Raw genomic sequence first — 23,420 nt, forward strand, 5'->3', positions numbered from 1 at the left:
ATGTGACAATATAGGCAATTGTCACCATGACAAATTGGCTTCCTGATCTTTCCCGCGGCTCCGGGCCGGTCTATCTCCGGCTCGCCGACAGCATTGAATCCGCTATTTCGAGCGGGGCCCTGCCCGCCGGCAGCAAATTGCCGCCGCAGCGCAATCTCGCTTACGATATCGGGGTGACAATCGGCACGATCGGCCGCGCCTATGCGCTGGTGCATGAGCGTGGCCTGGTCGCCGGCGAAGTCGGGCGCGGCACCTATGTGCTGAACCGCTCGGAGACCCCGCCCGGCGAACAAGCCGACCCGTTGACGGTTTCGCTCGGCAGCACCCGCCTCCGCGATGCGCCGGCAGACAAGATCCGTTTCGACACCACCGCCGCTCCCGATCTTGGCCAGGGCAAGATCATAGCGGGCATCCTTTCCGAGATCGGCGAGGAGCATCTTGCCGAAATCTCCTCCTATTCCCGGAGTTTTCCGGGCAACTGGTTCGAGGCGGGCCGCCGCTGGCTTGCCCGCAGCGGCTGGACGCCGGAAGCCGAAAACATCGTGCCGACACTCGGCGCCCACGCGGCCGCGGTCGCCGTCATCGCCGCCGTCTCGGCGCCGGGCGACAAGATCGTCTTCGAGGACCTCACCTACACGCAGGTCAGCCGCAGCGCCCGCCTGCTCGGCCGCCGCACGCTGACGGTCGATTCGGATGAAGACGGCGTGATCCCGGAGGATTTCGAGCGGCTCTGCCAGCAGCAGCATCCGAAGCTCGCCTTCCTCATGCCGACCATCCACAATCCCACCGTGACGATCATGCCCTATGAACGGCGCGCGGCAATTGCTGCAATCGCCAGGAAGCACGGCGTCTGGCTGATCGAGGACGATCTCTACGGTGGCATGGCCGACGATGACACACCGCTCATCGCCTCGCTTGCGCCCGATCGCACCTTCCTCGTCAGCGGCCTGTCGAAATCCGTCGCCGCCGGCGTGCGCGGCGGCTGGGTCGCCTGCCCGCCGCATTTTGCCCAGCGCATCAGGGTGACGCACAGGATGATCACAGGTGGCCTGCCCTTCATCCTGGCGGAAACCTGCGCACGTCTCGTCGAAAGCGGCACGGCGCACGAAATCCGCAAGCAGAGCGTCGAAGAACTCTCCCGGCGCGTCGGGCTCGCCCGCGAGCAACTGCAGGGCTTCGATTTCCAATCGCACCCGCACGCGCCCTTCCTCTGGCTGAAACTGCCGGAGCCGTGGATGTCCGGCACGTTCAAGAATGCCGCTTACCGCGATGGCGTGCTGGTCGATGACGAGGATGAGTTCAAGGCGGCGCGCGGCGAGAAAATCTATCACCGCGTTCGCATCGGCTTCTCGTCGCCCAAGTCGCAACAGGAACTGGTCTCCGGCCTGATGATCCTGCGCCGGCTGCTGGAAAACGGCGGCTCCGCCTATGATGGTGAAATATGATGTGTTGCAAATACACGTCATAAATTAGAAAAACCGCCGGGGCCTATTCGCGGTGCTTTACCGACCGAACCTCCATGCTACCTCTTTGTTATTCCCGCCTGACGCGAATCAAAGGACAGCAAATGAGGGTCGACTTCGGAAGAATCGCGTTGCGTTTTTTGAATAAGGCATCAGTGGCAGCGGTAGCCGGCACCTTGGCGGCAGGCTCGGCGAATGCCGGCGAGCAGATATTCGACGAACTGCGTTTCGGGCTCTCGACCTCGGTGCAATCTGGCCATTCCAGGGAAGACGGCGTCTTTACCGAGATCACCGCTCTTTTCGATCCTTTCGGCTACGAGTCTTCAGTCGGCTGGCAGCAGCAGTTGTTGCACCCCCGTGTTCATCTCGGCACCTCGATCGGCACATCGGGCGAGGCCAGCCAATTCTTCACAGGCTTCACTTGGACGGTCAATTTCAACGAGAAGCTCTTTGCCGAAGCCGGCTTCGGCGGCGTCATCCACACCGGCGATCTCGAGGGCGATGATGACGGCCCGGAACTGGGCTGCCGCGTCCTCTTTCACGAATATGCAGGCGCCGGCTACCGTTTCACCCCGCATTGGAACGTGATGGCTCAGATTGCCCACTCCTCGCATGCCAATCTCTGCGACGGCCCGAACGACGGCATGACACGCGCCGGACTGCAGGTCGGCTACAAGTTCTGACCGATTGCCGCTTTGTGAAAACAGTCTGCCCGCCCTGTGAACTGACCGCCGAAGTTGGGTGTCCAACTTTGGGAGTCAGTTCACTGTGTTGACAGCGGGCTTTTTTCTGTCGCGCGCCGCCGCTACATACGCTAAAGACAGCGCAAAACGCGCCAGGGACTTTCCGCTCATGACCATTCCAAACACCATCCCGATCACGCCGGAACTCATTGCGGGCCATGGCCTGAAGCCGGACGAGTATCAGCGCATTCTGGATCTGATCGGCCGCGAACCGACCTTCACCGAGCTCGGCATCTTCTCGGCCATGTGGAACGAGCACTGCTCCTATAAATCCTCGAAGAAATGGCTGCGCACGCTGCCGACCAAAGGGCCGCGCGTCATCCAGGGCCCGGGCGAAAATGCCGGCGTCGTCGATATCGATGACGGCGATTGCGTCGTCTTCAAGATGGAGAGCCACAACCACCCCTCCTATATCGAGCCATACCAGGGGGCTGCAACCGGCGTCGGCGGCATCCTGCGCGATGTCTTCACCATGGGCGCGCGCCCGGTCGCCGCGATGAACGCCTTGCGCTTCGGCGACCCGGATCATCCGAAGACCCGCCACCTCGTTTCCGGTGTCGTCTCCGGCGTCGGCGGCTACGGCAATTCCTTTGGAGTGCCGACGGTCGGCGGCGAGGTCGAGTTCGATGCCCGCTATAACGGCAATATCCTTGTCAACGCCTTTGCAGCCGGCATCGCCAAATCCAACGCCATCTTCCTGTCCGAAGCCAAGGGCGTCGGCCTTCCGGTCGTCTATCTCGGCGCCAAGACCGGCCGCGACGGCGTCGGGGGCGCGACGATGGCCTCGGCCGAATTCGACGAATCGATCGAAGAAAAGCGCCCGACCGTGCAGGTCGGCGACCCCTTCACCGAAAAGTGCCTGCTCGAAGCCTGCCTCGAGCTGATGCAGACCGGCGCCGTCATCGCCATCCAGGATATGGGTGCGGCCGGGCTCACCTGCTCGGCCGTCGAAATGGGCGCCAAGGGCGATCTCGGCATCTTGCTCGAACTCGACAAGGTGCCGGTGCGTGAAGAGCGCATGACCGCCTATGAGATGATGCTGTCGGAAAGCCAGGAGCGTATGCTCATGGTGCTGCAGCCGGAGAAGGAACAGGAAGCCAAGGCGATCTTCGTGAAATGGGGCCTCGATTTCGCTGTCGTCGGAAAGACGACCGATGATCTGCGCTTCCGCGTCATGCATCAGGGCGAGGAAGTCGCCAACCTGCCGATCAAGGATCTCGGCGACCAGGCGCCGGAATATGATCGTCCCTGGCGCGAATCCGGCAAGCAGGCTCCGTTGCCCGCAAATCTCATCGCAGCCCCTCAGGATTACGGCCAGGCGCTGCTGCAACTCGTCGGCTCCGCCAACCAGTCGAGCCGCCGCTGGGTCTATGAGCAATATGACACGCTGATCCAGGGCAATTCGCTGCAGCTTCCGGGCGGCGATGCCGGCGTTGTGCGGGTCGACGGCCATCCGAGCAAGGCGCTCGCCTTCTCCTCCGACGTGACGCCGCGTTATGTCGAAGCCGATCCTTTCGAGGGCGGCAAGCAGGCGGTCGCCGAATGCTGGCGCAACATCACCGCAACCGGCGCCGAGCCGCTTGCCGCCACCGACAATCTGAATTTCGGCAATCCCGAAAAGCCCGAGATCATGGGCCAGTTCGTCCAGGCGGTGAAGGGTATCGGCGAGGCCTGCCGGGCGCTCGATTTCCCGATCGTCTCAGGCAACGTCTCGCTCTACAACGAGACCAACGGCGTCGCCATCCTGCCGACCCCGACGATTGCAGGCGTCGGCTTGCTGCCGGATTGGCGCAAGATGGCCCGTATCGGCGCCGCCAACGACGGCGACAAGGTGATCATGATCGGCGTCGACGGCAGCCATCTCGGCCAGTCGGTCTATCTGCGCGATGTGCTCGACAGTCGCGAAGGTCCCGCCCCCGAAGTGGATCTGTTTGCCGAACGCCGCAACGGCGATTTCGTCCGTTCCGTCATCCGCAACGGCCAGGCGACCGCCTGCCACGATATTTCCTCGGGCGGCCTTGCGGTCGCGCTCGCCGAAATGGTCATGGCATCGGACAAGGGTCTGGCGATCGATCTCGGCGAAGGCAAGGGTGCGCCGCATGCGCTGCTCTTCGGTGAGGATCAGGCGCGCTACGTGCTGACGATCCCGGCCGATGTCGCCGATTTCGTCTGCGCCAATGCCGAAGGTGCGGGCGTTCCGTTCCGCCGCCTCGGAACGGTCGGAGGGACGGCTCTTACCGTCGGCGATCTCATCTCGCTGCCGATTCAGCAATTGCGCGAAGCCCATGAATCGTGGTTCCCTGATTTCATGGAAGGCCGCGGCGAACTGGCCGCGGAATGATGCGCAAGGAGTAACGATCATGGCCATGAAACCCGGCGATATCGAAGACATGATCAAGGCTGGGATTCCCGGTGCAAAGGTGACGATCCGCGATCTGGCGGGCGACGGCGATCACTACGCCGCCGAAGTCGTCGCCGAAGCCTTCCGCGGCAAGAGCCGCGTGCAGCAACACCAGATGGTCTACGAGGCGCTGAAGGGCAATATGGGCGGCGTCCTGCACGCGCTGGCGCTGCAGACCTCGGCGCCGGATTGACCGGCTGCCGTTGGTCGGTTGAAAGTTTGCGATGAACCGGCCCGGCAGGAAGACTTACTTTCTGCCGGGCTTTTTCGCCGACGCGCGGTGATTCCAACTCACCAAAGCGTGTGGACTTAATGGCGCGCCCTGTCTCAACTTCCCTCATTCCTGTGCTCGTCACAGGAATCCAGCAACCGCGCGTCGGCGCTGTGAATGACTCACCTGTTTCGAAGGAAAGAGTTTTCCGCGCCTAAGGACTTGGGCGCACTCGATTCCTGTGACGAGCACAGGAATGAGGAGTGCAGGGCAGCGGGCCTACCCTAAGTCGAGCACTTCACGTGAGAACTGCTCTTACCTTCTGAAAAGGTTCGACGTGTCTCCCAGCATCTCGCTACCCTGATACCACAGCCCTCAGCCTGGCATCCTCTCAGCGTCTGGGCTGGCAAACACCAAGGCGGGCATCGGACCCGACGTCATCAGCGTAAAATCGAAGGGCGCCTTGAGATCGGGGCCCAGCACATATTGGCGGTGGACGCGCAGCTGGTCCTTGCGGATCCTGCGGTAGCGCTCGCGCGTCAGCATCTGCTTGACGCGAATCTGGATCATCTTTGCCGAAGGTGCATCCGCATGGCCGGCAACGGCGACGACCGGCACCTTGTAGAAATTGATCGAATCCGTCAGGCACTGCACGTCGAGCCAGGAAATCTCCGGACAGCGGGCGATCAAGCCGACGCGGGCGCGAAGCAGCGTCGCCGTCGACAGCAGCGCACATTGCAGGATGGCGCTGCCGAGGGTGGCGAACACCACGCGCTTGCCCTTGAAGATCTCCGGCTCCCTTTCCAGCAATATACCGATGACATGGGCGGCAACGCTCGATCCCATGCTGTGCGAGGAGATCACATATTCCTCCGCCTCCTCAGCCAGCGCCTTGCGCACGGCAGCGGCCCGATCTTCCAGCCAGCGGTTGAAATCGGCCCGGTCCATGCGGCCGAGCGCAACCGCCATTTTCCAATCGGCAAAAAGATGCAGCGTGTGAAAGCGTTCGGAAAACGGCAGGAAGGCGAAGATGAAGAAGCAGAGCGCGAGCGGCCCGCTCCAGAGCATGTGCCAGGGCGAAAAGCCGAGACTATAGGGCATGATGGCGATCTGCGCCGTTAACGCGATCGCCAGCGCCGTCAGCAGGAACGGAAAGAGGAAGAACAGTCCGAAGCGCCAGGCGTGGCGGAAATATCCGCGCATGCCGCCGTCCAGCACGATCTGGGCGCAACTGCGGAACCCCACGATGATCTGGCTCAGCGTATTACCGCTGCGCAGCCGGCCTACCAGCACGTCGTGATCGACCATGTGGATCCGGCTCTTCGTCTGCCACCCAGGGGAATCGGTCCCTGCCTCAGGCGCCGCGCCGCCGGCTGCCTCAGGTGCCGCGTCGCCACCGCCCGTCGTGACCTCGAAACAGAGCGGATCGTTTCCCGCCGACGCACCCACGTCGATCGAATAGCCCCAGACGGCAGCGCTCTGTTTGGCAGAACGCTCGTAGCGCGCCCTGTGGGCGGCGCCATCGAGCGGCTCGAAGCCGGGGAAATGCACGACGACCCGCGTCTCGATGAGTTTCATTCCACCTTCCAGCCGGCCAAATGGCCGGCATGTTGCTGCGATCCGATTGCTCCGCCGCAAATATCGGCAAAAAAGCAGTCCTGGTCTCGAAGCCGTCTTGCTAACCGAACTCTTCCGGAATTCAATAGCAGGCATGTCATTTCCACCACGAACGGAGGGGTTTTGTGGCCGATCTAGTCAAAGAATTGATATCAGGCGTCGTCGACAGCGTGCTGAAGGAAATCCTGAAGAAAACCACCGGTCGCGCCACGACGAAGCGCAAGAAGCGTAAGACGCGCAGTTCGTCGACGACGGCTGCAGCGCGCAAACCAGCCTCGACCGCCCGCAAGACGGCTGCGGCGACACGCAAGCCCGCCCGCAAACAGGTCAGCAAGCGCCGGACCGCCGCCGGCCGCAGCCGCCAGCGCCGCAGCTAGCTGGCAGTTGGTGCCTTTGCCGGCGCCGACCTTGCAGATTTTCATATCCCGCGCCGGCTCGATGCCGCGGCAACAAAAGCCGGCGCGCCTGTGCCGATGTCAAACGGATTGTCACGATGGAGCGCGGCGCATCTGCCTCCACAAGGTCTTTGGGGGCCCGGACCGATGAAACGCATTCTAGAAATCGTCCTCGCGGCGCTGGTTGCGATCTGTCTTATTGCCGTTGTCGGCATTTACGCCTTGTCGGAGATGCGCCTTTCCAGGACCTATGAGGTGGCGGCCGCGGATTTTACCGTCAAGACGACGCTGCCCGCTGAGGAAGCCGAACGCCGCGCCCGCACGCTGATGTGCGGCGGCTGTCATCACGATGCCGGCTACATCCTGCTCGACGAGCCGGGCGTCGGTCGCATCGTCGCGCCGAACCTGACCCGTCTGGCGCCTATGTACAGTGATGCAGAACTCGTGCGCCTCATCCGCCATGGCGTCAAGAAGGACCGCACCGGCGCCGTGATCATGCCGGCTGGCAATTTCGCCAATATCACCGACGACGACATGGCAGCACTCATCGCCTGGCTGCGCAGCCTGAAGCAACTTCCCGACGCCGTGGCGGGAGGAACGCAATGGGGACCGCTCGGCCGAGTAGGCCTGGCGCTCGACAAGATTCCCTTCGAGGCCGATCTGGTGCCCGCCGACCTCACCCCCGCCGCCACGCGCCCGGCCGATATCGGTGAATATGCCTTCAGAACCGACTGCAGTCATTGTCACAATCTCGATACGGCAAAGCAGTCCGAAGCTTTTCTCGCTCCGGCACTGAAGCCCTTGGCGCAATCCTATTCGGCTGCGGATTTCAAGACGCTGCTGCGGACCGGCAAGGGTATCGGAGGACGCGATCTCGGCGTGATGACGCAGGTCTCGCAATGGGATTTCCGCTATTTCACGGATATCGAAATCGAACAGATTCAGGCCTATCTCACCCGGCAACCGTAACGCGACGGCAACAATGCCGGAGTGGTCTGACCAAATTGTCTTTTTTTGATTGGGGCGGCTGGAATTCCTGCCGTCGCATGCTATCTAAAGGCAACGATTGAAACGGCGGGCCTTTAACCCGCCTGTTGAAAGGATCAGGTCCCATGAGCGGCATTCACGAATTCATCGACAACGAAATCAAGAGCAACGACGTCGTCCTCTTCATGAAGGGCACGCCGCAGTTTCCGCAGTGCGGTTTCTCCGGACAGGTCGTGCAGATTCTCGATTATATCGGTGTCGACTACAAAGGCGTCAACGTGCTCGCCGATTCGGAGATCCGCCAAGGGATCAAGGAATATTCCAACTGGCCGACGATCCCGCAGCTCTACATCAAGGGTGAGTTTGTCGGCGGCTGCGATATCGTCCGGGAAATGTTCCAGGCCGGTGAGCTGCAGCAGCATCTCCAGGAAAACGGCATCACCGTGCGCGGCGCCGCCTGACCGGTCACCGGGCGTCCGCCCGGTTTCCAAATCTGTAATCTCGAGACCGAGGCGCTGCGGCTAGCAGCGCCTTAGCCTGTTTATGGGAATTTCATTGTGACAGATTCATCACAAGCCGTGTCCGCGGGCCGCTTGCCCATGGGCAAGCGAGAATTTATCGCGCTCGCTGCCTTCCTGATGGCCGTCAACTCTCTGGCGATCGACATCATGCTGCCGGCTCTGCAGCAGATCGGTGCGAGCCTCGGCGTCGAGAGCGAAAATCATCGCCAGTTCGTTGTCTCAACCTATCTGCTCGGCTTCGGCTGCGCCCAGTTGTTCTACGGCCCGCTGTCTGACCGCTTCGGTCGCCGCACGCCGCTGTTGATCGGTCTCGTCATCTACATTCTCTCCGCCATCAGTATCGTTTTCGTCCCCTCCTTCGCAGGCTTGCTTGCCCTGCGCTTCGTCCAGGGCGTCGGTTCGGCGGCAACCCGCGTCATCACCGTCTCCATTGTCCGCGACATCTATGGCGGCCGGCAGATGGCCGAAGTCATGTCGCTGATCATGATGGTCTTCATGATCGTGCCGGTGATTGCACCAGGCACCGGCCAGATCGTCATGTTCTTCGGCAACTGGCACCTGATCTTCCTCTTCATCGCCGCCATGGCGACTGGTATCGCCGTCTGGGCCTATCTTCGCCTGCCGGAAACCCTGCATCCCACCAATGTCCGCCCCTTCACCGCCCGCTCGATCTTCGGCGCTTTCAAGCTGGTGCTGACCAATCGCATCGCGCTTTGCTACACCATCGCCAGCACCTTCATCTTCGGCGCGCTGTTCGGCTTCATCAATTCGGCCCAGCAGGTCTATGTCGGCATCTACGATCTCGGCGTCTATTTCCCCTTCGCCTTTGCCGGCGTGGCGATCTTCATGTCGCTGTCGTCCTTTTTCAACTCACGCTTCGTCGGCAAGCTGGGCATGCGCCGCCTGTCGCACGGCTCGCTCATCGGTTTCATCACCATCAACACCATCTGGCTGATCGTCCAGATGGCGAGTTCCGAGCCGATGCCTTTCGCTCTGTTCATCTCCTTCTTCGGCCTTGCCATGTTCCAGTTCGGCTGGATCGGCTCGAACTTCAACTCGCTCGCCATGGAGCCGCTCGGCCACGTCGCCGGCACCGCCTCTTCTGTCCTCGGCTTCATGAGCACGGTCGGCGGCGCCCTCATCGGCGCCGGCATCGGCCAGGCTTTCGATGGCACTGCGCTGCCGATGGTCGCCGGTTATTTCATCGTATCGATCATCGGGCTGATCGTCGTGCTGATCGCCGAAAAGGGCCGCCTCTTCCAACAGCAGAATCCTGCCGTCTGAACGGCCGACCTCCTCCGCATCCAGGATTTCACCACATGACGCCGCCGCATAAGCCGCACCAGGAAAACCAGGGCTCCCGTCGCATCGGCATGGGTTTCGGCGAGTTCGTCGTCACCATCGCCATCATGACCGCCAGCATCGCCATGGCCATCGACAGCATGCTGCCGGCATTGCCCAATATCGGCCATTCCCTCGGCGTCACCAATACCAATGACGCGCAGCTGATCATCGGCGTGTTTTTTCTCGGCTTCGGCGTTTCGCAGATATTCTTCGGCAGCCTGTCGGATACGTTCGGCCGCCGCAACATCCTGCTCGGCGGCCTGGTTTGCTACGTGATCGGCATGTTTGCCGCCGCAGCAACCGGCAGCTTCGAAATGCTGCTCATCATGCGTTTCGTTCAGGGTGTGGGTGGTGCGGCGGTGCGCATCACCACGATGGCCATCGTCCGCGATTGTTTCGGCGGCCGCGAGATGGCCCGTGTCATGTCCTATGTCATGATCGTCTTCATGATCGTGCCGATCGTCGCCCCTTCCGTCGGCCAGCTCATCATCCTTTATGCCAACTGGCACTGGATCTTCATCCTGCTCGGCGTCACCGCCACCATCCTGTTCGTCTGGGCCCTTCTGCGGCTGAAGGAATCGCTGCCGCCGGAAGAGCGCCTGCCGCTGTCGGTCGGTTCCGTCGTCGACGGCTTCAAGACCGTGCTTACCAACCGCATCACCTGCGGCTACATGATCGGCCTCACGATGTTCACCGGCGTCATCAGCGCCTATGTGATTTCGGTGCAGCAGGTTTTCGGCGAGGTCTATGGCCTCGGCGACTGGCTGCCGATCGCCTTTGCGGCGACCGCCGGCGGCATCGCCGTTGCCAATTTCGCCAACGGCTTCTTCGTCCGCAAATTCGGCATGCGCCGCATCTCGCACGCCGCTTTGCTGATCTTCACGGCGCTGTCGGCTGTCGGCTTCTTCATTTCGCTGGCCGCCAAACCGGACTTCGCCGTCGCCTACAGCATCTTCACCATCGTGCTGATGATGTTTGCCGTCATCGCCACCAATTTCACCGCCATCAGCCTTGAACCTATGGGCAATCTCGCCGGCACCGCCACCGCCGTCACCGGCTTCGTCTCAACAACATTCGGAGCCATTCTCGGCGGCCTGGTCGGCCAGATGTTCAACGGCACGGTCCAGCCCCTCTTCGGCGGCTTTGCGCTGTTCGGGGTGGTGACGATCGCCGCCACCCTCTGGGCTGAAAACGGCAAGCTCTTCACCCACCCGGGCGATAGCCCACAATTGGATCCGGGTGCCGCCCACTTCTGACGGTGACAACTATCTTAGGCAGTGCGCGAAAGGCATGACGATGAACGACCCGGTTCTGATCAGGCCTTACGCGCCAAGCGACGCGGACGCGACGATTGAGATCTTTCTGCGCGCCATCCGGGAGGTCTCGTCGAAAGACTATTCGCCTGCTCAAATCGAAGCTTGGGCAAAGGTCGAAGATCGCGGTCTTTGGGCGGAGCGAAGGATAAGCAGGCCAGCCTAGGTCGCGGAAATCGATGGAGTGCCGGTGGGCTTTTCCGATCTGACCGGCGACGGATGTCTGGACATGATGTTCGTCCACCTGAGTTCCAGGGACTCCGAATAGCAAGCCTCCTCTTAAGCAGGGTGGAGGAGCAAGCTCTGAAGCTCGGCTTCAAGCGAATTTATACGGAAGCCAGCAGAACCGCCCGCCCGTTTTTCGAACGCAAGGGTTTCCGTGTGATAGCCAGGCAAACCGTCGAGAAACGTGGGCAAAGCCTGGAGAATTTCCTTATGGAAAAGCTCTACGCGGAATAGGGTGAGCCACCGATACGCGTCATCGAACGAAGCCGGCAGTCCCCGTCGCAGGCTGCCTCAGCAAAATCAGCGTCCTGCGGCCGGTTGCACGCCTTCAGACCGTGACGACCTCACGGCGCAGCAGCTCCCATGAGGCCTTGTCGGGCGCAACCAGCAGCCCGCCATCGAGATGGTGCGGCAGGTACGGAGAACCGTCGAAACGCGCGACATAGGCGCCGGCCTCCTGCGAGATCAGCGTGCCGGCCAGATGATCCCAGGGCATCAACTTGTTGTATATGAGGTAATGCACATGGCCGCCCGCAAGGGTGCGGTATTCATGGGCCGCACAGCGGTAGTTGGTGAGAAAACGCACCTTGGCGAGATTGCCGAGGATCTCGGCACGCTTCTCCTGCGGCAGGTAGCCTGTCGAGGCCATGCCGACCATCTGGTCGAGCGCGACAGGCTCTGCCGCGCGCAGCCGCCGTGCTTCGCCATCCGGCCGCCGCAGCCAGGCGCCGGCGCCCTTTTCCGCCATCACCCAATCATCGCCCATCGGATCGTAGATGATGCCGGCAATCGTCTCGCCACCTGAAATGACTGAGGCCATGACGCCGAAGGCCGGGATGCCGGCGGCGAAATTGAACGTGCCGTCGACCGGGTCGACGACGATGGCGAGATCTGCATCTGCGAGCCTGCCGAGCAATGCGGGCTCGGCTGCGACCGATTCTTCGCCGAGGAACAGCGCCTGCGGCCAGAGCCGCTCCGCTTCCGCCTTGATCATCCGCTCGGCCTGCTCATCGGCCTCGGTGACGAGATCGGTCGCCTCGCTCTTGGCGCGCACCTCGTCCTGGCCGAGCCGGCGGAAGCGCGGCAGGATTTCCGTCTTCGCCGCGCGGCGCAACAGGTCGGCAAGAACGGTCACGTCGACAGTCGCAGTCATGTCAAATCCTTTCGGTCCGGCCTCTTAGTGAGGAGCTAAATCAGATGCCGATGATCTCGCGGCGGATCAGCTGCCAGCTTTCCCTGTCGGGTGCGGAGATGATGCCGCCCGTCGTCTCACCGGGGCGATAAGGCGTGCCGTCGAATTTCGCCGTATGGCCACCCGCCTCCTGATGTGCGAGCACGCCAGCCAGGTGATCCCAGGGCATCAGCTTCGCATGGCCGATGAAATGCAGCTTGCCGGAGGCGACCATCCAATATTCATAGGCCGAGCAGTTGAAAGCGAAGGTCATTTTGATCTTCGCCATGTTGGCTGCGATGCGCGAGCGATCCGGGTCATCCATATGACCCCAAGAGATGCCGCCGACCATCTGGCTCAAGGAGGCGGGCTCCGCCACCCTCAGTCTGTTCGATTGCCCGTCCTGCCGCGTCAGGAAAGCGCCCGCTCCCTTGATCGCCGTCACTGTATCGCCAAGGACGGGATCATGTATGATGCCGGCGACCGTCTCGCCCCTGATGGTGACCGCCAGCATCGTCCCGAAGACCGGAAGTCCGGCGGCGAAATTGAAGGTGCCGTCCACAGGATCGATGACGAAGGCGAGCTCGGCATCGGCAAGGGCCGGCACGACGGACCGGTCGGCGTCATAGGCTTCCTCGCCGACGACGAGGGCTGCGGGAAAGCGCTCTTTCAGCGCCGCGGTAATCCTGTGTTCGGCGAGCAAATCCGCCTGCGTCACCACGTCGATTGCCGAGGTCTTTTCCGAAACGTCGGCAGTGCCGAGATTGCGGAAACGCGGCAAGATTTCCACGCGCGCCGCCTCCTTCACGCAATCGCCGAGAAAGAGAATATCCTGATCTGCAATGGTCATGCGAATTCCTGCGCTTCATCCAATAGCCAGCTGCTTAGCCGGACTTTCATGAAGGATCGGTGACACCAAGGGTGGAAAAGTCGAAGAGTTTCGGATCGAGCAGATGCGACGGGTTCACATGCGAAAGCGCCCGCAGCATCGTGTCCTTGCGCCCCGGCATGCGCCGCTCGATATCGGCAAGCATATCCTTCATTGCATTGCGCTGCAGCCCATCCTGCGAGCCGCAGAGATCGCAGGGAATGATCGGAAACTGCATGGCAACGGCGAACTTAGCGAGGTCGTCCTCGGCAGCATAGGCAAGCGGGCGAAGCACCATAAGGTCGCCCTCATCGTTCAAAAGCTTCGCCGGCATGGAGGCTAGCCGTCCGCCGTGGAAGAAGTTCATGAAGAAGGTTTCGAGAATGTCCTCGCGGTGGTGGCCAAGCACCAGCGCATCGCAGCCCTCTTCCCGGGCGACGCGATAGAGATTGCCGCGCCGCAGCCGCGAACAGAGCGAGCAATAGGTCGCACCTTCCGGCACCTTCTCCTTCACGATCGAATAGGTATCCCGATACTCGATGCGGTGCTGCACGCCGATGCTTGTAAGATAATCCGGCAGCACATGTTTGGGAAAGTTCGGCTGGCCCTGATCGAGATTGCAGGCAATGAGTTCGACCGGCAGCAGCCCGCGCCATTGCAGGTCGAGCAGCAGCGCCAGCAGCCCGTAGGAATCCTTGCCGCCGGAAAGGCCGACCAGCCAGCGCTTCTGTCCCTTCAGCATATCGAAATCGTCGAAGGCCTGGCGCACCTGCCTGAGCAGCCGCTTGCGCAGCTTGTTGAAGGAGACCGAGTGCGGCGCATCGGCAAACAGCGCATGGCCGACGCTGCCGTTGGCTTCGCCGTTTTCCAGATCATTCGCAATATTGGCTGCGATATTCATTGCGTCGTCCCATCGAGGTCTGTCTGCCTTAGCAGAAACGAGTTCGCCAACACAGCGTCAATCGCCGAAAACCGACCAGCCGGTACGCGCCGCCAGCATTTCCAGCGCTACGGCGCCGAGCTGCGAGTTGCCGACCTTGTTCAAGCCCGGCGACCAGACAGCGATCGAGGCAATGCCCGGCGCAACCGCGAAGATGCCGCCGCCCACACCGCTCTTGCCGGGCAGGCCGACATGATAGGCGAAATCGCCTGAGCCGTCGTAATGGCCGCAGGTCAGCATCAGCGCATTGATGCGCCGCGCCCGCTTCGGAGACACGACGGAATGGCCGGTCATCGGATTGCTGCCGCGCGCTGCGAGGAACAGCCCGGCGCGGGCCAGCTGTTCGCAGCTCATCGACAGCGCGCATTGATGAAAATAGACGCCGAGCACGTGGTCGACCGGGTGATCGAGATTGCGGTAGGCGCGCATGAAGTTGGCAAGCGCGACATTCCGATATCCCGTCTGCGTTTCCGAACGCGCCACCTTGTCGTCGATGGTGATCGATTCGTCATCGGCGAGATAACGCACGAAGCGCAACAATTCGCCGATCGCTTCACGCGGCGCGTGGCCGGCCATGACGACATCGCTGACGGCGATCGCGCCGGCATTGATGAAGGGATTGCGCGGGATGCCGCTCTCATGCTCGAGCTGGACGATGGAATTGAACGCCGATCCTGACGGTTCTCGCCCGACGCGCTTCCAAAGACCCTCGCCGACCTTGCCAAGCGCCAAGGTCAGCATGAAGACCTTGGAGATGCTCTGGATCGAGAAGGCAATGTCCGCATCGCCGACACGGTAGACCTTGCCGTCGACGGTGACGATCGCCATGCCGAACTGCCGTGGATCGACCTTGGCAAGCTCGGGAATATAGTCGGCGACCTTACCCTCGCCGATGCGCGGCAGGATATCGGTATGGATACTATCGAGGATTGCCTGCAGATCCGCCATCGCTTCTCTCCGGATAACAAAAAAGCCGCCCGAAAGAGCGGCTTTTCCATAAGCGAAAACGCCTGGTTCTTATTAACGCGAATAGAATTCGACGACCAGATGCGGTTCCATGACGACCGGGAACGGAACGTCGCTGAGCGTCGGGACGCGGCCGAAAGTAGCGACCATCTTGTTGTGATCGACTTCGATATAATCAGGAACGTCGCGCTCAGCGAGGCTGACGGCTTCCAGAACGGTCACCAGCTGCTTCGACTTCTCGCGAACTTCGATAACGTCGCCAGCCTTGCAGCGGTAAGAACCGATGTTGACGCGCACGCCGTTGACGGTGACGTGGCCATGGTTGACGAACTGACGGGCAGCAAAGACCGTCGGAACGAACTTGGCGCGATAGACGATCGCGTCGAGGCGCGACTCCAGCAGGCCGATCAGGTTTTCAGACGTGTCGCCCTTGCGGCGGTCGGCTTCAGCGAAGATCGCGCGGAACTGCTTTTCGCGCAGGTCGCCGTAGTAGCCCTTGAGCTTCTGCTTGGCGCGCAGCTGCACACCGAAGTCCGAAAGCTTGCCCTTGCGGCGCTGGCCGTGCTGGCCCGGGCCATATTCGCGGCGGTTCACCGGGGACTTCGGACGGCCCCAGATGTTTTCGCCCATACGGCGGTCAATTTTGTACTTGGACGATTCGCGCTTGCTCATCGTATTTCCTTTCAAAGGTTTATGCCGGTTTGTTGCCAAACCGCGCAAAGGAAACACGCCCTCCTCTGATCTCTGCCGAGATCTGACAGGATGTTCCGGTTACGCGAACAGAAACGATCCACGGGACATGTCAAATGAAACACCGGACATTGCTGCCCGGTGCTTGGCGCGGTCTTTAGAGGCCCGTCATGAAAATGTCAACTGCGCCAAAGCCCGAAAGCGCCACTATTCCGCAGCCAGCGGCTGATCACCCGTATCGGGCGCATTCGCGTCGCCCGGCGCGGTCTGGCAATTCATGTCGGGGAATGCCACGATGCGTTTGCCGGAGAAATCCGTGTGGACGACGACGATCCCCTGCTCCTCGAAATAACCGAGCAGGCGCCGCGCGCGCCGCGCCGAGTGGGTGCCATAGGCGCGGGCGATGCGGGCGTCCGACGGGCACGGCTCACCGCAGGCGGCAGCCTTGGCGAGCATCAGGAACACACCCTGCAGGTCGTCGGTAACGCCAGATGACAGCGACAGCGCCGTCGCCCACTCGTCGGTCGCCGCTGTCGCGGTATCGACACCGGAGCGGGAGATCGCCACACGCCGTCGAAAATCCGGCAGCGCGATCGGCGGTCCCGGCACGCGGCGCATGCGCAGCCGCACGAGAAAGTCCTGGTAGAGTACCGAATCGGTACGGAAGGCGGAGGTGGGATCGTCGAGGATTTCGGCAAGCACGCCTGCGAGGCGCTCTTCCCGCTCCTCGGCGGAGACCTCCATCTGGCTCGCCCTCGCCTCGACAGATGCGGGTGACGCCGCCGGCGTCGAGCGTGAGAGCTCCGCCAGTATATCGGTGGTCGGCCGCGGCGCCGGCGGCGCGCGGCGCACGAGCGGACGCTGGAATTCTTCCGGATCGGGCGTGAAGATCAGATCCTCGACATCCTGCGGCGCATCCGGCAGCGGCATCAGCTTCGGGCTGGAGGAGCGCGCTGAGGTTTCCACCGCGCCGATCTGGATTGGAAGCGGCCGACGCGACAGCGCCGGGCCGAGGGCGACGAAATTGCCGCGCTTCAGGTCTCTAAACATCTCCGCCTGGCGCCGGTCCATGCCGAGCAGGTCGGCAGCGCGCGCCATGTCGATATCGAGGAAGGTACGGCCCATCAGGAAGTTCGAGGCCTCGGCCGCGACGTTCTTGGCGAGTTTGGCGAGACGCTGCGTGGCAATGACGCCGGCAAGCCCGCGCTTGCGGCCGCGGCACATCAGATTGGTCATCGCGCCCAGCGACATCTTGCGCGCATCTTCCGAGACGTCGCCACCGACGGACGGCGCAAACATCTGCGCTTCATCGACGACGACAAGAACGGGATACCAGTATTCGCGGTCGGCATCGAACATGCCGTTGAGGAAGGCGGCAGCGGCACGCATCTGCTGCTCGATGTCGAGTCCTTCCAGCGTCAGCACGCAGGAAACGCGATGCTGGCGAATGCGGTTGGCAATACCAGCCAACTCCGCCTCGGTGCGTTCGCCGTCGACGACGATATGGCCGAACCTGTCGCTGAGGGTGACGAAATCACCCTCGGGATCGATGATGACCTGCTGCACCCATTGCGCCGATTGCTCGAGCAGACGGCGCAAGAGATGCGACTTCCCCGATCCGGAATTACCCTGCACGAGCAGACGGGTCGCCAGCAGCTCCTCGATATCGAGCGTCGCCGGGCTGCCGGACGCCAATCCCATATCGATGCCAACTTGCAATGCCGATCCTCGCGACGAAGAGACTCACATGAACGAAACGCCATTCTTCCGAAACGGCAACGCCCCGTCTATCAAAGAATCTGCTGATGTTCAGGGCCGGATTTTGCCAACCCACAGGACAATTCCCTCAAGCCCTCAGGCCGAATCCCTGCATCAGCCGCCGCGTCGCGAAATCCTGCTGGCCTGAGGTAAACACGGCGAAGTCGAAATTGTCGGGATGCACGGCATCGGCAACCAGCGGAACCAGCGTGCGGGCGCGCCGTGCGATTGCTTCGGCCGGATCGAGCCAATCGACCGGCCACGGGGCAATCCGCCGGAACAGATTGGCCATGAAGGGATAATGGGTGCAGGCCAGCACGACGATATCGGTCTTCTGGCCGTCCCTCTCGACGAAACACTGGTCGATTTCGGCAAGCACGGCGTCATCGGAGACGGCGTCGCCGCGGATATAGGCTTCGGCCATGCGCGCGAGGTTCTCAGAGCCGACGAGGCGGACATGGCATTGCTGCGCGAAGGATTGGATGAGATCGCGCGTATAGGCCCGCCTTACCGTGCCGGGCGTCGCGAGCACCGAGACCAGACCTGAGCGCGTGCGCTCCGCCGCCGGCTTGATCGCCGGCACGGTGCCGACAAAGGTCATCTGGGGAAAGGCGGCGCGCAGGTCGGCGCCGACCAGAGTGAAGGCGGTATTGCAGGCGATGATGCACACTTCAGGGTCATAATCCGCCAGCAGCTTGGCGAAGAGCCCGATAACCCGCTCCTTCAGCGCCTGTTCCTCCCAGCCGCCATAGGGAAAACCAGCATCGTCGGCGACATAGATGAAGCCGCGCTCCGGCATCAAGACGCGCGCCTCGCGCAAGACGGTCAGCCCGCCGATGCCGGAATCAAAGAGAAGGATAGGTTTCAGCTCACGCGTCGTCGCTGTCATCTGGCGGTGTTTCCTTGGCCGGTGTCGGGAACCTGCCGCCGCGCGGGCTCTTGCGCGAGAAGCGGTCGAGAGATGAGATGACGCCGCGCAACACGCTGATTTCCTGCTCCGTGAAAGCCCGGCGGGATAGAACTGCACGCAGATTGTCGACCATTTTGGGCTTTTTCCCGGCAGGATGGAAATAACCGCGCGCATCGAGCGCCTCTTCCAGCTGATCGAACAGGCCGAACAACTGCTCCTTGGTCGAGGGTGTCTGCCCGATCGCCTGGAAGGGCACGGCGCCAATATCCTCCATGCCGGACTTCATCCATTCATAGGACATCAGCAGCACGGCCTGGGCGATATTCAGCGAGGCAAAGGCCGGATTGACGGGAAAGGTGACGATCTCGTCGGCCAGCGCCACTTCCTCATTGGTCAACCCCCAGCGCTCGCGCCCGAAGAGAATGCCGGTGCCCTCGCCCGCACGGAATTTCGCCCTCAGCATCTCGGCGGCGATGACCGGGGAGCGCACCGGCTTATAACCGTCGCGCTCGCGTGCCGTCGTCGCATAGACGAAGTTGAGATCGGCGACCGCCTGCTCCAGCGTGTCGTAGACCTTCGTTGCCGCGATCACATGATCGGCCTTGGAGGCGGTCGCCAGCGCCTTTTCGTTCGGCCAGCCGTCACGCGGATTGACGAGGCGCAGTTCTGCCAAGCCGAAATTCGCCATGGCGCGCGCCACCATGCCGATATTCTCGCCCATCTGCGGCTCGACCAGAATGACGGCCGGCCCCTCGGCCAGAAGTTGACGCTCGCTGTTCGTGCCTGCCATGGTCTTATCCTTGTTTCGAGCGCGCAATAGCCTCGCCCGTCGCAAACGGCAAGACGTCGGCCTGCGGATAGAGCCTTTCCAGCGCCGAACCGATCATTTCGAGCCCGAGCCTGGCGCCCTCGCGCGACAGCGGCAGGTGTCGTCCTGTCGTCCGCGATGCCTTGCGCTTGATCAGGAAGCAGCTGGATCCGCGCGGGGCAGCATCGTCGATCAGCGCCAGATCCGCCGCAATCAGCCCTTTCAGAGTGTCGGCGGCCGGCGCTTGATAATTCTTTGCCAGGATACGCGCCCAATAGGTGCAGGACAGGAAGATCGCCAGCGTCTGGCGGATCTGGCCCGGCCGCGTCACCACCGACCACGACGAGCCGAGCGGCCGCGCCGCCACCGTCACGTCGCGGTAGCAGGCATCGATCTTCTGTGACAGCGCCATCAGCTCGAAACCGCTCTTACCCTCGCTAAGCGCCCCGAGCAGGTCGCGCAGCGCCTGGAACCAGCGGGCAAGCGCGGAATCGAGCGCGCCACGCGTGCGTGTCGGAAAGACGATGAAGGCGACCGCCGTTCCGGCCGCAGCCCCAATCATGGTCTCGCCGATGCGCAGCTTCAACAGATCGAGCGTCAGCACGCCCGTCATGCCGTAGACCAGGCAGAGCACGATCGAGATGAAGAAGGTCATCGTCGCATAGGAAACCTGCAGGAAATAGAAGGCGAGGAAGATACAGACGGCGGCAACCGGAATGGCAATATCGGGCTCGCCTGAAATCAGCGTTGCCAGCACAAGGCCGATGGCAATCCCGAACACGGTGCCGAGCGAGCGCGACAGCGCCCTCATCGCAGTGTCGCCGCGCGAATTGGTGTTGGTAAAGACGAGGAAGGAAGCAAGCACCGCCCAGAACCAGCGTTCGCGTGACAAGAGCAGGCCGAAGCTCATGGCGATCGCCGACGCGATGGTGATCTGCAGTGCCGAACGCAGCAGAGGATTGGCGAAAGAAAAGTCGATCGCCTGGGATTGCGCCGTATCCTTGATCGCGTCGATCTCGGAGAAACCGGAGGCCTGCCCCTCGCCGATCGCCTGCGTCAACTGCTGCCGCGCCTCGCCGAGCCAGAGAAGGGCCCGCAGGGTTTCTCCCTGCGGCTGATCCCTGATGGCGTCGGCCATCCCTTCAAATCTTGCAACTTCCGCCGTATCCGCCTCGATAACGGCATGGACGAGCGCAAAAGGCGGCGGGCTCTGGAAGCTCAGCACGATCGCGCTCTCGGCGGCAAGATGAGCGTCGAAAAGCCGGATCGCCAGTTCGGCGGCTGGGTCGGCGGCGCCGTCGAAAACACCGGCCGGCGGGCGCGGGATGAAGGTCTCCGCCATCAGCACCACTTCCTTCAGCCGGTCTTCCAGCTGGCGCAGTTCCTGCCGGTCGGCTTCGCCGATCTCGGCGCCGCCGGCGATGGCGGCGAGCTTGAAGAGGATCTGGTTGATCCGACCCCTGACGCTTTCGAGCGAACGCAACAGATCGCGCCGCCAATCGTCGGGCAGCAGAACCGCCCTGACCAGATGGCCGACGAGCACCGCGACGACAGGGCCGATCGCCACTTCAGGCAGCTCGGCAAGCGGAGGCCGGAAATAGGCGCCCATGAAATAGGAGGTGAAGGCGAACATGCCGATGGCAAAACCGCGCGGCCCGAACACCCGTCCCGCCGATGCGAGCGCGATCACCACCAGGAAGACGAGATCGGAGAGAAAGCGGCGATCCTCGAGCCCCGCGGCAATGCCGACGACGGCGAGGCTTGCCACACAGCCGAAGAGCCGCGTCACCAACTGGCGGGAATTGCCCTTGTCGCGCACCGCCACGCCGCCTTCGATCGACAGCACAATGCCGAGGCCAAAGGCCGCGGTCGGCAACGACAGGATGAGCATGTGGATGGCAAGAAGGACCAAAAAGGAGAAAACGATCGTCAGCGTCACCCGCAGGGCCATGCGCAGACGCGAAAGCGCCGGATCATTGGCAAGCAGCCAGTCGCGAGCCTGAAAACCGGAAAACAAATGCAGGCCTCCTCATGCCGCGGAAGGATCGACAGATAATGCCATGCCGGGCGAAGCAAATCGCCCGCGATCGAATCTCGACGCTCGCGACTGTCGCGCGCCTATTGGCCCTTGGCAATCAGCGCCATCGTCGCCTTCAGGGAATCGCGGCCCTGCGTTTCGATATTCTCGGTGACGATATCATCGATGACGGCTTGGCCAGCCTCCTCGACCACCTCGAAGCGAACGGTTGTGTAGTCCTTGGCGTCAGGAGTGTCCGCGCAGGCGGATTTCTTGAAGCGCACCGTGACCTCGGTCGTCCCGTTGACCGGGGGCGCAGCCGCCATCGTCAGATCCTCCAGCGGGCATGCATCCTGGCCGTTGACGATGACATCGTAATCGAAGGGCGATATGCCGTCGTCGTCGTCGCCGGCGGGAAATTGCGCGGCCGCCTGATATTTTGCGATGAAGTCCTTGCTGTAGAGTTGGTCGAGCCGGCTCGCATCGAAGATGTCGGTCCAGTCGCTATTGTTGTCGGCCCAGTTGCTCCTGGTTGCGTCCATGATCTCCTTCACGGGAGCCGTGGCATCGGCCGCGTGGGCGGCGCCTGAAAAGGCGATAAGGCTTGCGATAACAACGGCGATTGTCTTCATGATCGAATGTTCCGGGGCGGGCAAATCAACGCGGACACTAGCCAGATTTCAGCGCTTGGCAATGCCGGCAAAAACGCATTGTGAAACCCGTTGCAGCTTTGCGTTCCCGGTTCACAGTGCTATAGCGCTCCTCATCAGGTCACCCACCCGGGACGCTTGTCCCCTTCAAGCTCGAACGAGGCAGATACATGAACAAGATCAAGGTCGCCAATCCCGTCGCCGATCTCGACGGCGATGAAATGACGCGCATCATCTGGCAGCTCATCAAGGATAAGCTGATCCATCCGTATCTCGACCTCGATATCGACTATTTCGACCTCTCCGTCGAAAACCGCGACGCCACCAACGACCAGGTGACCGTCGACGCCGCCAATGCCATCAAGAAGTACGGCGTCGGCATCAAGTGCGCGACGATCACGCCGGATGAGGCCCGCGTCAAGGAATTCAACCTCAAGGAAATGTGGAAGAGCCCGAACGGCACGATCCGCAACATCCTCGGCGGCGTCATCTTCCGCGAGCCGATCATCTGCAAGAACGTGCCGCGCCTGGTTCCCGGCTGGACCCAGCCGATCGTCGTCGGCCGCCACGCCTTCGGCGACCAGTACCGCGCCACCGACTTCAAGTTCCCCGGCAAGGGCAAGCTGACGATCAAGTTCGTCGGCGAAGACGGCACCGTCATCGAGAAGGAAGTCTTCAACGCGCCGGGCGCCGGCGTCGCCATGGCCATGTACAACCTCGATGAATCGATCCGCGAATTCGCCCGCGCCTCGATGATGTACGGCCTGATGCGCAAATGGCCGGTCTACCTGTCGACCAAGAACACCATCCTCAAAGCCTATGACGGCCGCTTCAAGGACATCTTCGAGGAAGTCTACGAGACAGAATTCAAGGATCAGTTCAAGGAAGCCGGCATCACCTATGAACACCGTCTGATCGACGACATGGTCGCCTCGGCGCTCAAGTGGTCGGGCGGTTATGTCTGGGCCTGCAAGAACTATGACGGCGACGTCCAGTCTGACACGGTTGCCCAGGGCTTCGGCTCGCTCGGCCTGATGACCTCGGTGCTGCTGACGCCGGATGGCAAGACGGTGGAAGCCGAAGCCGCCCACGGCACGGTTACCCGCCATTACCGCCAGCACCAGAAGGGCCAGGAAACCTCGACGAACTCGATCGCCTCGATCTTCGCCTGGACCCGCGGCCTCGCCCATCGCGCCAAGCTCGACGACAACGCCGAGCTTGGCCGCTTCGCTTCGACGCTCGAAAAGGTCTGCGTCGATACCGTCGAATCCGGCTTCATGACCAAGGACCTGGCGCTCTTGATCGGCCCCGACCAGCCGTGGCTGTCGACCACCGCCTTCCTCGACAAGATCGACCAGAACCTGCAGAAGGCGATGGCGTAAGCCTCCTCTTTCGGGATAGCATCGGAACGGCGGGGATTTC

Annotated in this window: 21 protein-coding genes and 1 pseudogene; 11 read left to right on the plus strand and 11 right to left on the minus strand. The window is 62.1% G+C overall.

Going from position 1 to position 23,420, the window contains the following annotated elements:
* Positions 1-26 precede the first annotated feature (26 nt).
* The 4 genes from K6N12_RS21995 (at position 27) to K6N12_RS22010 (ending at position 4,800) form a co-directional block, all read left to right on the plus strand.
* Entirely contained in the window at positions 27-1,445 is a 1,419-nt protein-coding gene (locus K6N12_RS21995; RefSeq protein ID WP_097628605.1) for an aminotransferase-like domain-containing protein, read from the plus strand.
* 122 nt (positions 1,446-1,567) lie between these two features.
* On the plus strand, positions 1,568-2,146 hold the full coding sequence (locus K6N12_RS22000; protein ID WP_097628604.1) for an acyloxyacyl hydrolase: 579 nt from the start codon (positions 1,568-1,570) through the stop codon (positions 2,144-2,146).
* A gap of 169 nt (positions 2,147-2,315) precedes the next feature.
* Positions 2,316-4,547, plus strand: a complete 2,232-nt coding sequence (gene purL / locus K6N12_RS22005) for a phosphoribosylformylglycinamidine synthase subunit PurL (RefSeq protein WP_097628603.1) — start codon at positions 2,316-2,318, stop codon at positions 4,545-4,547.
* 19 nt (positions 4,548-4,566) lie between these two features.
* Positions 4,567-4,800 (plus strand): BolA/IbaG family iron-sulfur metabolism protein, encoded by a 234-nt coding sequence (locus tag K6N12_RS22010; RefSeq protein ID WP_004676237.1) that lies wholly within the window; start codon positions 4,567-4,569, stop codon positions 4,798-4,800.
* A gap of 393 nt (positions 4,801-5,193) precedes the next feature.
* Here the strand turns inward: K6N12_RS22010 and K6N12_RS22015 are convergent, their stop codons facing one another.
* Positions 5,194-6,396 carry an alpha/beta fold hydrolase gene (locus tag K6N12_RS22015; protein WP_097628602.1) on the minus strand — a complete coding sequence of 401 codons (1,203 nt, stop codon included), beginning with the start codon at positions 6,394-6,396 and terminating at the stop codon, positions 5,194-5,196.
* Between the two features lie 164 nt (positions 6,397-6,560).
* On the opposite strand from K6N12_RS22015, the gene K6N12_RS22020 reads away from it, so the two are divergent.
* The 6 genes and pseudogenes from K6N12_RS22020 to K6N12_RS22045 all read left to right on the plus strand — a co-directional run bounded on the left by K6N12_RS22020 (position 6,561) and on the right by K6N12_RS22045 (position 11,454).
* Positions 6,561-6,812, plus strand: a complete 252-nt coding sequence (locus tag K6N12_RS22020) for a hypothetical protein (RefSeq protein ID WP_097628601.1) — start codon at positions 6,561-6,563, stop codon at positions 6,810-6,812.
* 165 nt (positions 6,813-6,977) lie between these two features.
* Positions 6,978-7,799 carry a c-type cytochrome gene (locus K6N12_RS22025; protein ID WP_097628600.1) on the plus strand — a complete coding sequence of 274 codons (822 nt, stop codon included), beginning with the start codon at positions 6,978-6,980 and terminating at the stop codon, positions 7,797-7,799.
* 143 nt (positions 7,800-7,942) lie between these two features.
* Positions 7,943-8,278, plus strand: a complete 336-nt coding sequence (gene grxD, locus K6N12_RS22030) for a Grx4 family monothiol glutaredoxin (RefSeq protein WP_003586231.1) — start codon at positions 7,943-7,945, stop codon at positions 8,276-8,278.
* 138 nt (positions 8,279-8,416) lie between these two features.
* Positions 8,417-9,622, plus strand: a complete 1,206-nt coding sequence (locus tag K6N12_RS22035; protein ID WP_097628599.1) for a multidrug effflux MFS transporter — start codon at positions 8,417-8,419, stop codon at positions 9,620-9,622.
* A 35-nt stretch (positions 9,623-9,657) separates the two neighbouring features.
* Positions 9,658-10,938 carry a multidrug effflux MFS transporter gene (locus K6N12_RS22040; RefSeq protein WP_097628598.1) on the plus strand — a complete coding sequence of 427 codons (1,281 nt, stop codon included), beginning with the start codon at positions 9,658-9,660 and terminating at the stop codon, positions 10,936-10,938.
* A gap of 40 nt (positions 10,939-10,978) precedes the next feature.
* Positions 10,979-11,454, plus strand: a pseudogene (locus tag K6N12_RS22045) (GNAT family N-acetyltransferase).
* 94 nt (positions 11,455-11,548) lie between these two features.
* Here K6N12_RS22045 and K6N12_RS22050 read toward each other — a convergent pair.
* The 10 genes from K6N12_RS22050 to K6N12_RS22095 all read right to left on the minus strand — a co-directional run bounded on the left by K6N12_RS22050 (position 11,549) and on the right by K6N12_RS22095 (position 21,980).
* A complete protein-coding gene (locus K6N12_RS22050; RefSeq protein ID WP_097628597.1) occupies positions 11,549-12,373 on the minus strand; it encodes an inositol monophosphatase family protein in 825 nt (274 codons plus the stop codon).
* A 40-nt stretch (positions 12,374-12,413) separates the two neighbouring features.
* A complete protein-coding gene (locus tag K6N12_RS22055; RefSeq protein WP_097628596.1) occupies positions 12,414-13,241 on the minus strand; it encodes an inositol monophosphatase family protein in 828 nt (275 codons plus the stop codon).
* Positions 13,242-13,287: 46 nt separating this feature from the next.
* A complete protein-coding gene (gene ttcA / locus K6N12_RS22060; RefSeq protein ID WP_097628595.1) occupies positions 13,288-14,160 on the minus strand; it encodes a tRNA 2-thiocytidine(32) synthetase TtcA in 873 nt (290 codons plus the stop codon).
* 57 nt (positions 14,161-14,217) lie between these two features.
* A complete protein-coding gene (locus K6N12_RS22065) occupies positions 14,218-15,147 on the minus strand; it encodes a glutaminase (RefSeq protein WP_097628594.1) in 930 nt (309 codons plus the stop codon).
* A 72-nt stretch (positions 15,148-15,219) separates the two neighbouring features.
* On the minus strand, positions 15,220-15,837 hold the full coding sequence (gene rpsD / locus K6N12_RS22070; RefSeq protein WP_004676212.1) for a 30S ribosomal protein S4: 618 nt from the start codon (positions 15,835-15,837) through the stop codon (positions 15,220-15,222).
* Between the two features lie 225 nt (positions 15,838-16,062).
* Positions 16,063-17,574 carry a helicase HerA domain-containing protein gene (locus tag K6N12_RS22075; RefSeq protein ID WP_097628593.1) on the minus strand — a complete coding sequence of 504 codons (1,512 nt, stop codon included), beginning with the start codon at positions 17,572-17,574 and terminating at the stop codon, positions 16,063-16,065.
* Positions 17,575-17,701: 127 nt separating this feature from the next.
* Entirely contained in the window at positions 17,702-18,502 is an 801-nt protein-coding gene (gene murI / locus K6N12_RS22080; RefSeq protein ID WP_097628592.1) for a glutamate racemase, read from the minus strand.
* Complete coding sequence (locus K6N12_RS22085) at positions 18,483-19,313, minus strand: RNA methyltransferase (RefSeq protein WP_097628591.1); 831 nt, start codon at positions 19,311-19,313, stop codon at positions 18,483-18,485. The genes murI and K6N12_RS22085 overlap by 20 nt, the downstream gene beginning before the upstream one ends.
* 4 nt (positions 19,314-19,317) lie before the next feature.
* The gene (locus tag K6N12_RS22090) at positions 19,318-21,354 is read right to left on the minus strand and encodes an FUSC family protein (protein WP_179867168.1); all 2,037 of its coding nucleotides are present in this window, start codon (positions 21,352-21,354) and stop codon (positions 19,318-19,320) included.
* A gap of 95 nt (positions 21,355-21,449) precedes the next feature.
* Entirely contained in the window at positions 21,450-21,980 is a 531-nt protein-coding gene (locus tag K6N12_RS22095) for a hypothetical protein (protein WP_088396492.1), read from the minus strand.
* 188 nt (positions 21,981-22,168) lie between these two features.
* Here K6N12_RS22095 and K6N12_RS22100 point away from each other — a divergent pair, with 188 nt between their 5' ends.
* Positions 22,169-23,380, plus strand: coding sequence for an NADP-dependent isocitrate dehydrogenase (locus tag K6N12_RS22100; protein ID WP_088396493.1), 1,212 nt, complete (start codon positions 22,169-22,171; stop codon positions 23,378-23,380).
* The last annotated feature ends 40 nt before the right edge of the window (positions 23,381-23,420 follow it).

It is taken from the genome of Rhizobium redzepovicii (genome assembly GCF_019793435.1).
GTDB lineage: Bacteria > Pseudomonadota > Alphaproteobacteria > Rhizobiales > Rhizobiaceae > Rhizobium > Rhizobium redzepovicii.

Bases quoted from the DNA above. Each gene is read 5' to 3' on its own strand.
- K6N12_RS22095 (WP_088396492.1), bottom strand. From the start codon at position 21,980: ATGAAGACAATCGCCGTTGTTATCGCAAGCCTTATCGCCTTTTCAGGC.
- K6N12_RS22085 (WP_097628591.1), bottom strand. From the start codon at position 19,313: ATGGCAGGCACGAACAGCGAGCGTCAACTTCTGGCCGAGGGGCCGGCC.
- K6N12_RS22035 (WP_097628599.1), top strand. From the start codon at position 8,417: ATGGGCAAGCGAGAATTTATCGCGCTCGCTGCCTTCCTGATGGCCGTC.
- rpsD (WP_004676212.1), bottom strand. From the start codon at position 15,837: ATGAGCAAGCGCGAATCGTCCAAGTACAAAATTGACCGCCGTATGGGC.
- K6N12_RS22050 (WP_097628597.1), bottom strand. From the start codon at position 12,373: ATGACTGCGACTGTCGACGTGACCGTTCTTGCCGACCTGTTGCGCCGC.
- K6N12_RS21995 (WP_097628605.1), top strand. From the start codon at position 27: ATGACAAATTGGCTTCCTGATCTTTCCCGCGGCTCCGGGCCGGTCTAT.
- murI (WP_097628592.1), bottom strand. From the start codon at position 18,502: ATGACAGCGACGACGCGTGAGCTGAAACCTATCCTTCTCTTTGATTCC.
- purL (WP_097628603.1), top strand. From the start codon at position 2,316: ATGACCATTCCAAACACCATCCCGATCACGCCGGAACTCATTGCGGGC.
- K6N12_RS22000 (WP_097628604.1), top strand. From the start codon at position 1,568: ATGAGGGTCGACTTCGGAAGAATCGCGTTGCGTTTTTTGAATAAGGCA.
- K6N12_RS22055 (WP_097628596.1), bottom strand. From the start codon at position 13,241: ATGACCATTGCAGATCAGGATATTCTCTTTCTCGGCGATTGCGTGAAG.
- K6N12_RS22010 (WP_004676237.1), top strand. From the start codon at position 4,567: ATGGCCATGAAACCCGGCGATATCGAAGACATGATCAAGGCTGGGATT.
- K6N12_RS22025 (WP_097628600.1), top strand. From the start codon at position 6,978: ATGAAACGCATTCTAGAAATCGTCCTCGCGGCGCTGGTTGCGATCTGT.
- K6N12_RS22100 (WP_088396493.1), top strand. From the start codon at position 22,169: ATGAACAAGATCAAGGTCGCCAATCCCGTCGCCGATCTCGACGGCGAT.
- K6N12_RS22040 (WP_097628598.1), top strand. From the start codon at position 9,658: ATGACGCCGCCGCATAAGCCGCACCAGGAAAACCAGGGCTCCCGTCGC.
- K6N12_RS22065 (WP_097628594.1), bottom strand. From the start codon at position 15,147: ATGGCGGATCTGCAGGCAATCCTCGATAGTATCCATACCGATATCCTG.
- grxD (WP_003586231.1), top strand. From the start codon at position 7,943: ATGAGCGGCATTCACGAATTCATCGACAACGAAATCAAGAGCAACGAC.
- K6N12_RS22015 (WP_097628602.1), bottom strand. From the start codon at position 6,396: ATGAAACTCATCGAGACGCGGGTCGTCGTGCATTTCCCCGGCTTCGAG.
- ttcA (WP_097628595.1), bottom strand. From the start codon at position 14,160: ATGAATATCGCAGCCAATATTGCGAATGATCTGGAAAACGGCGAAGCC.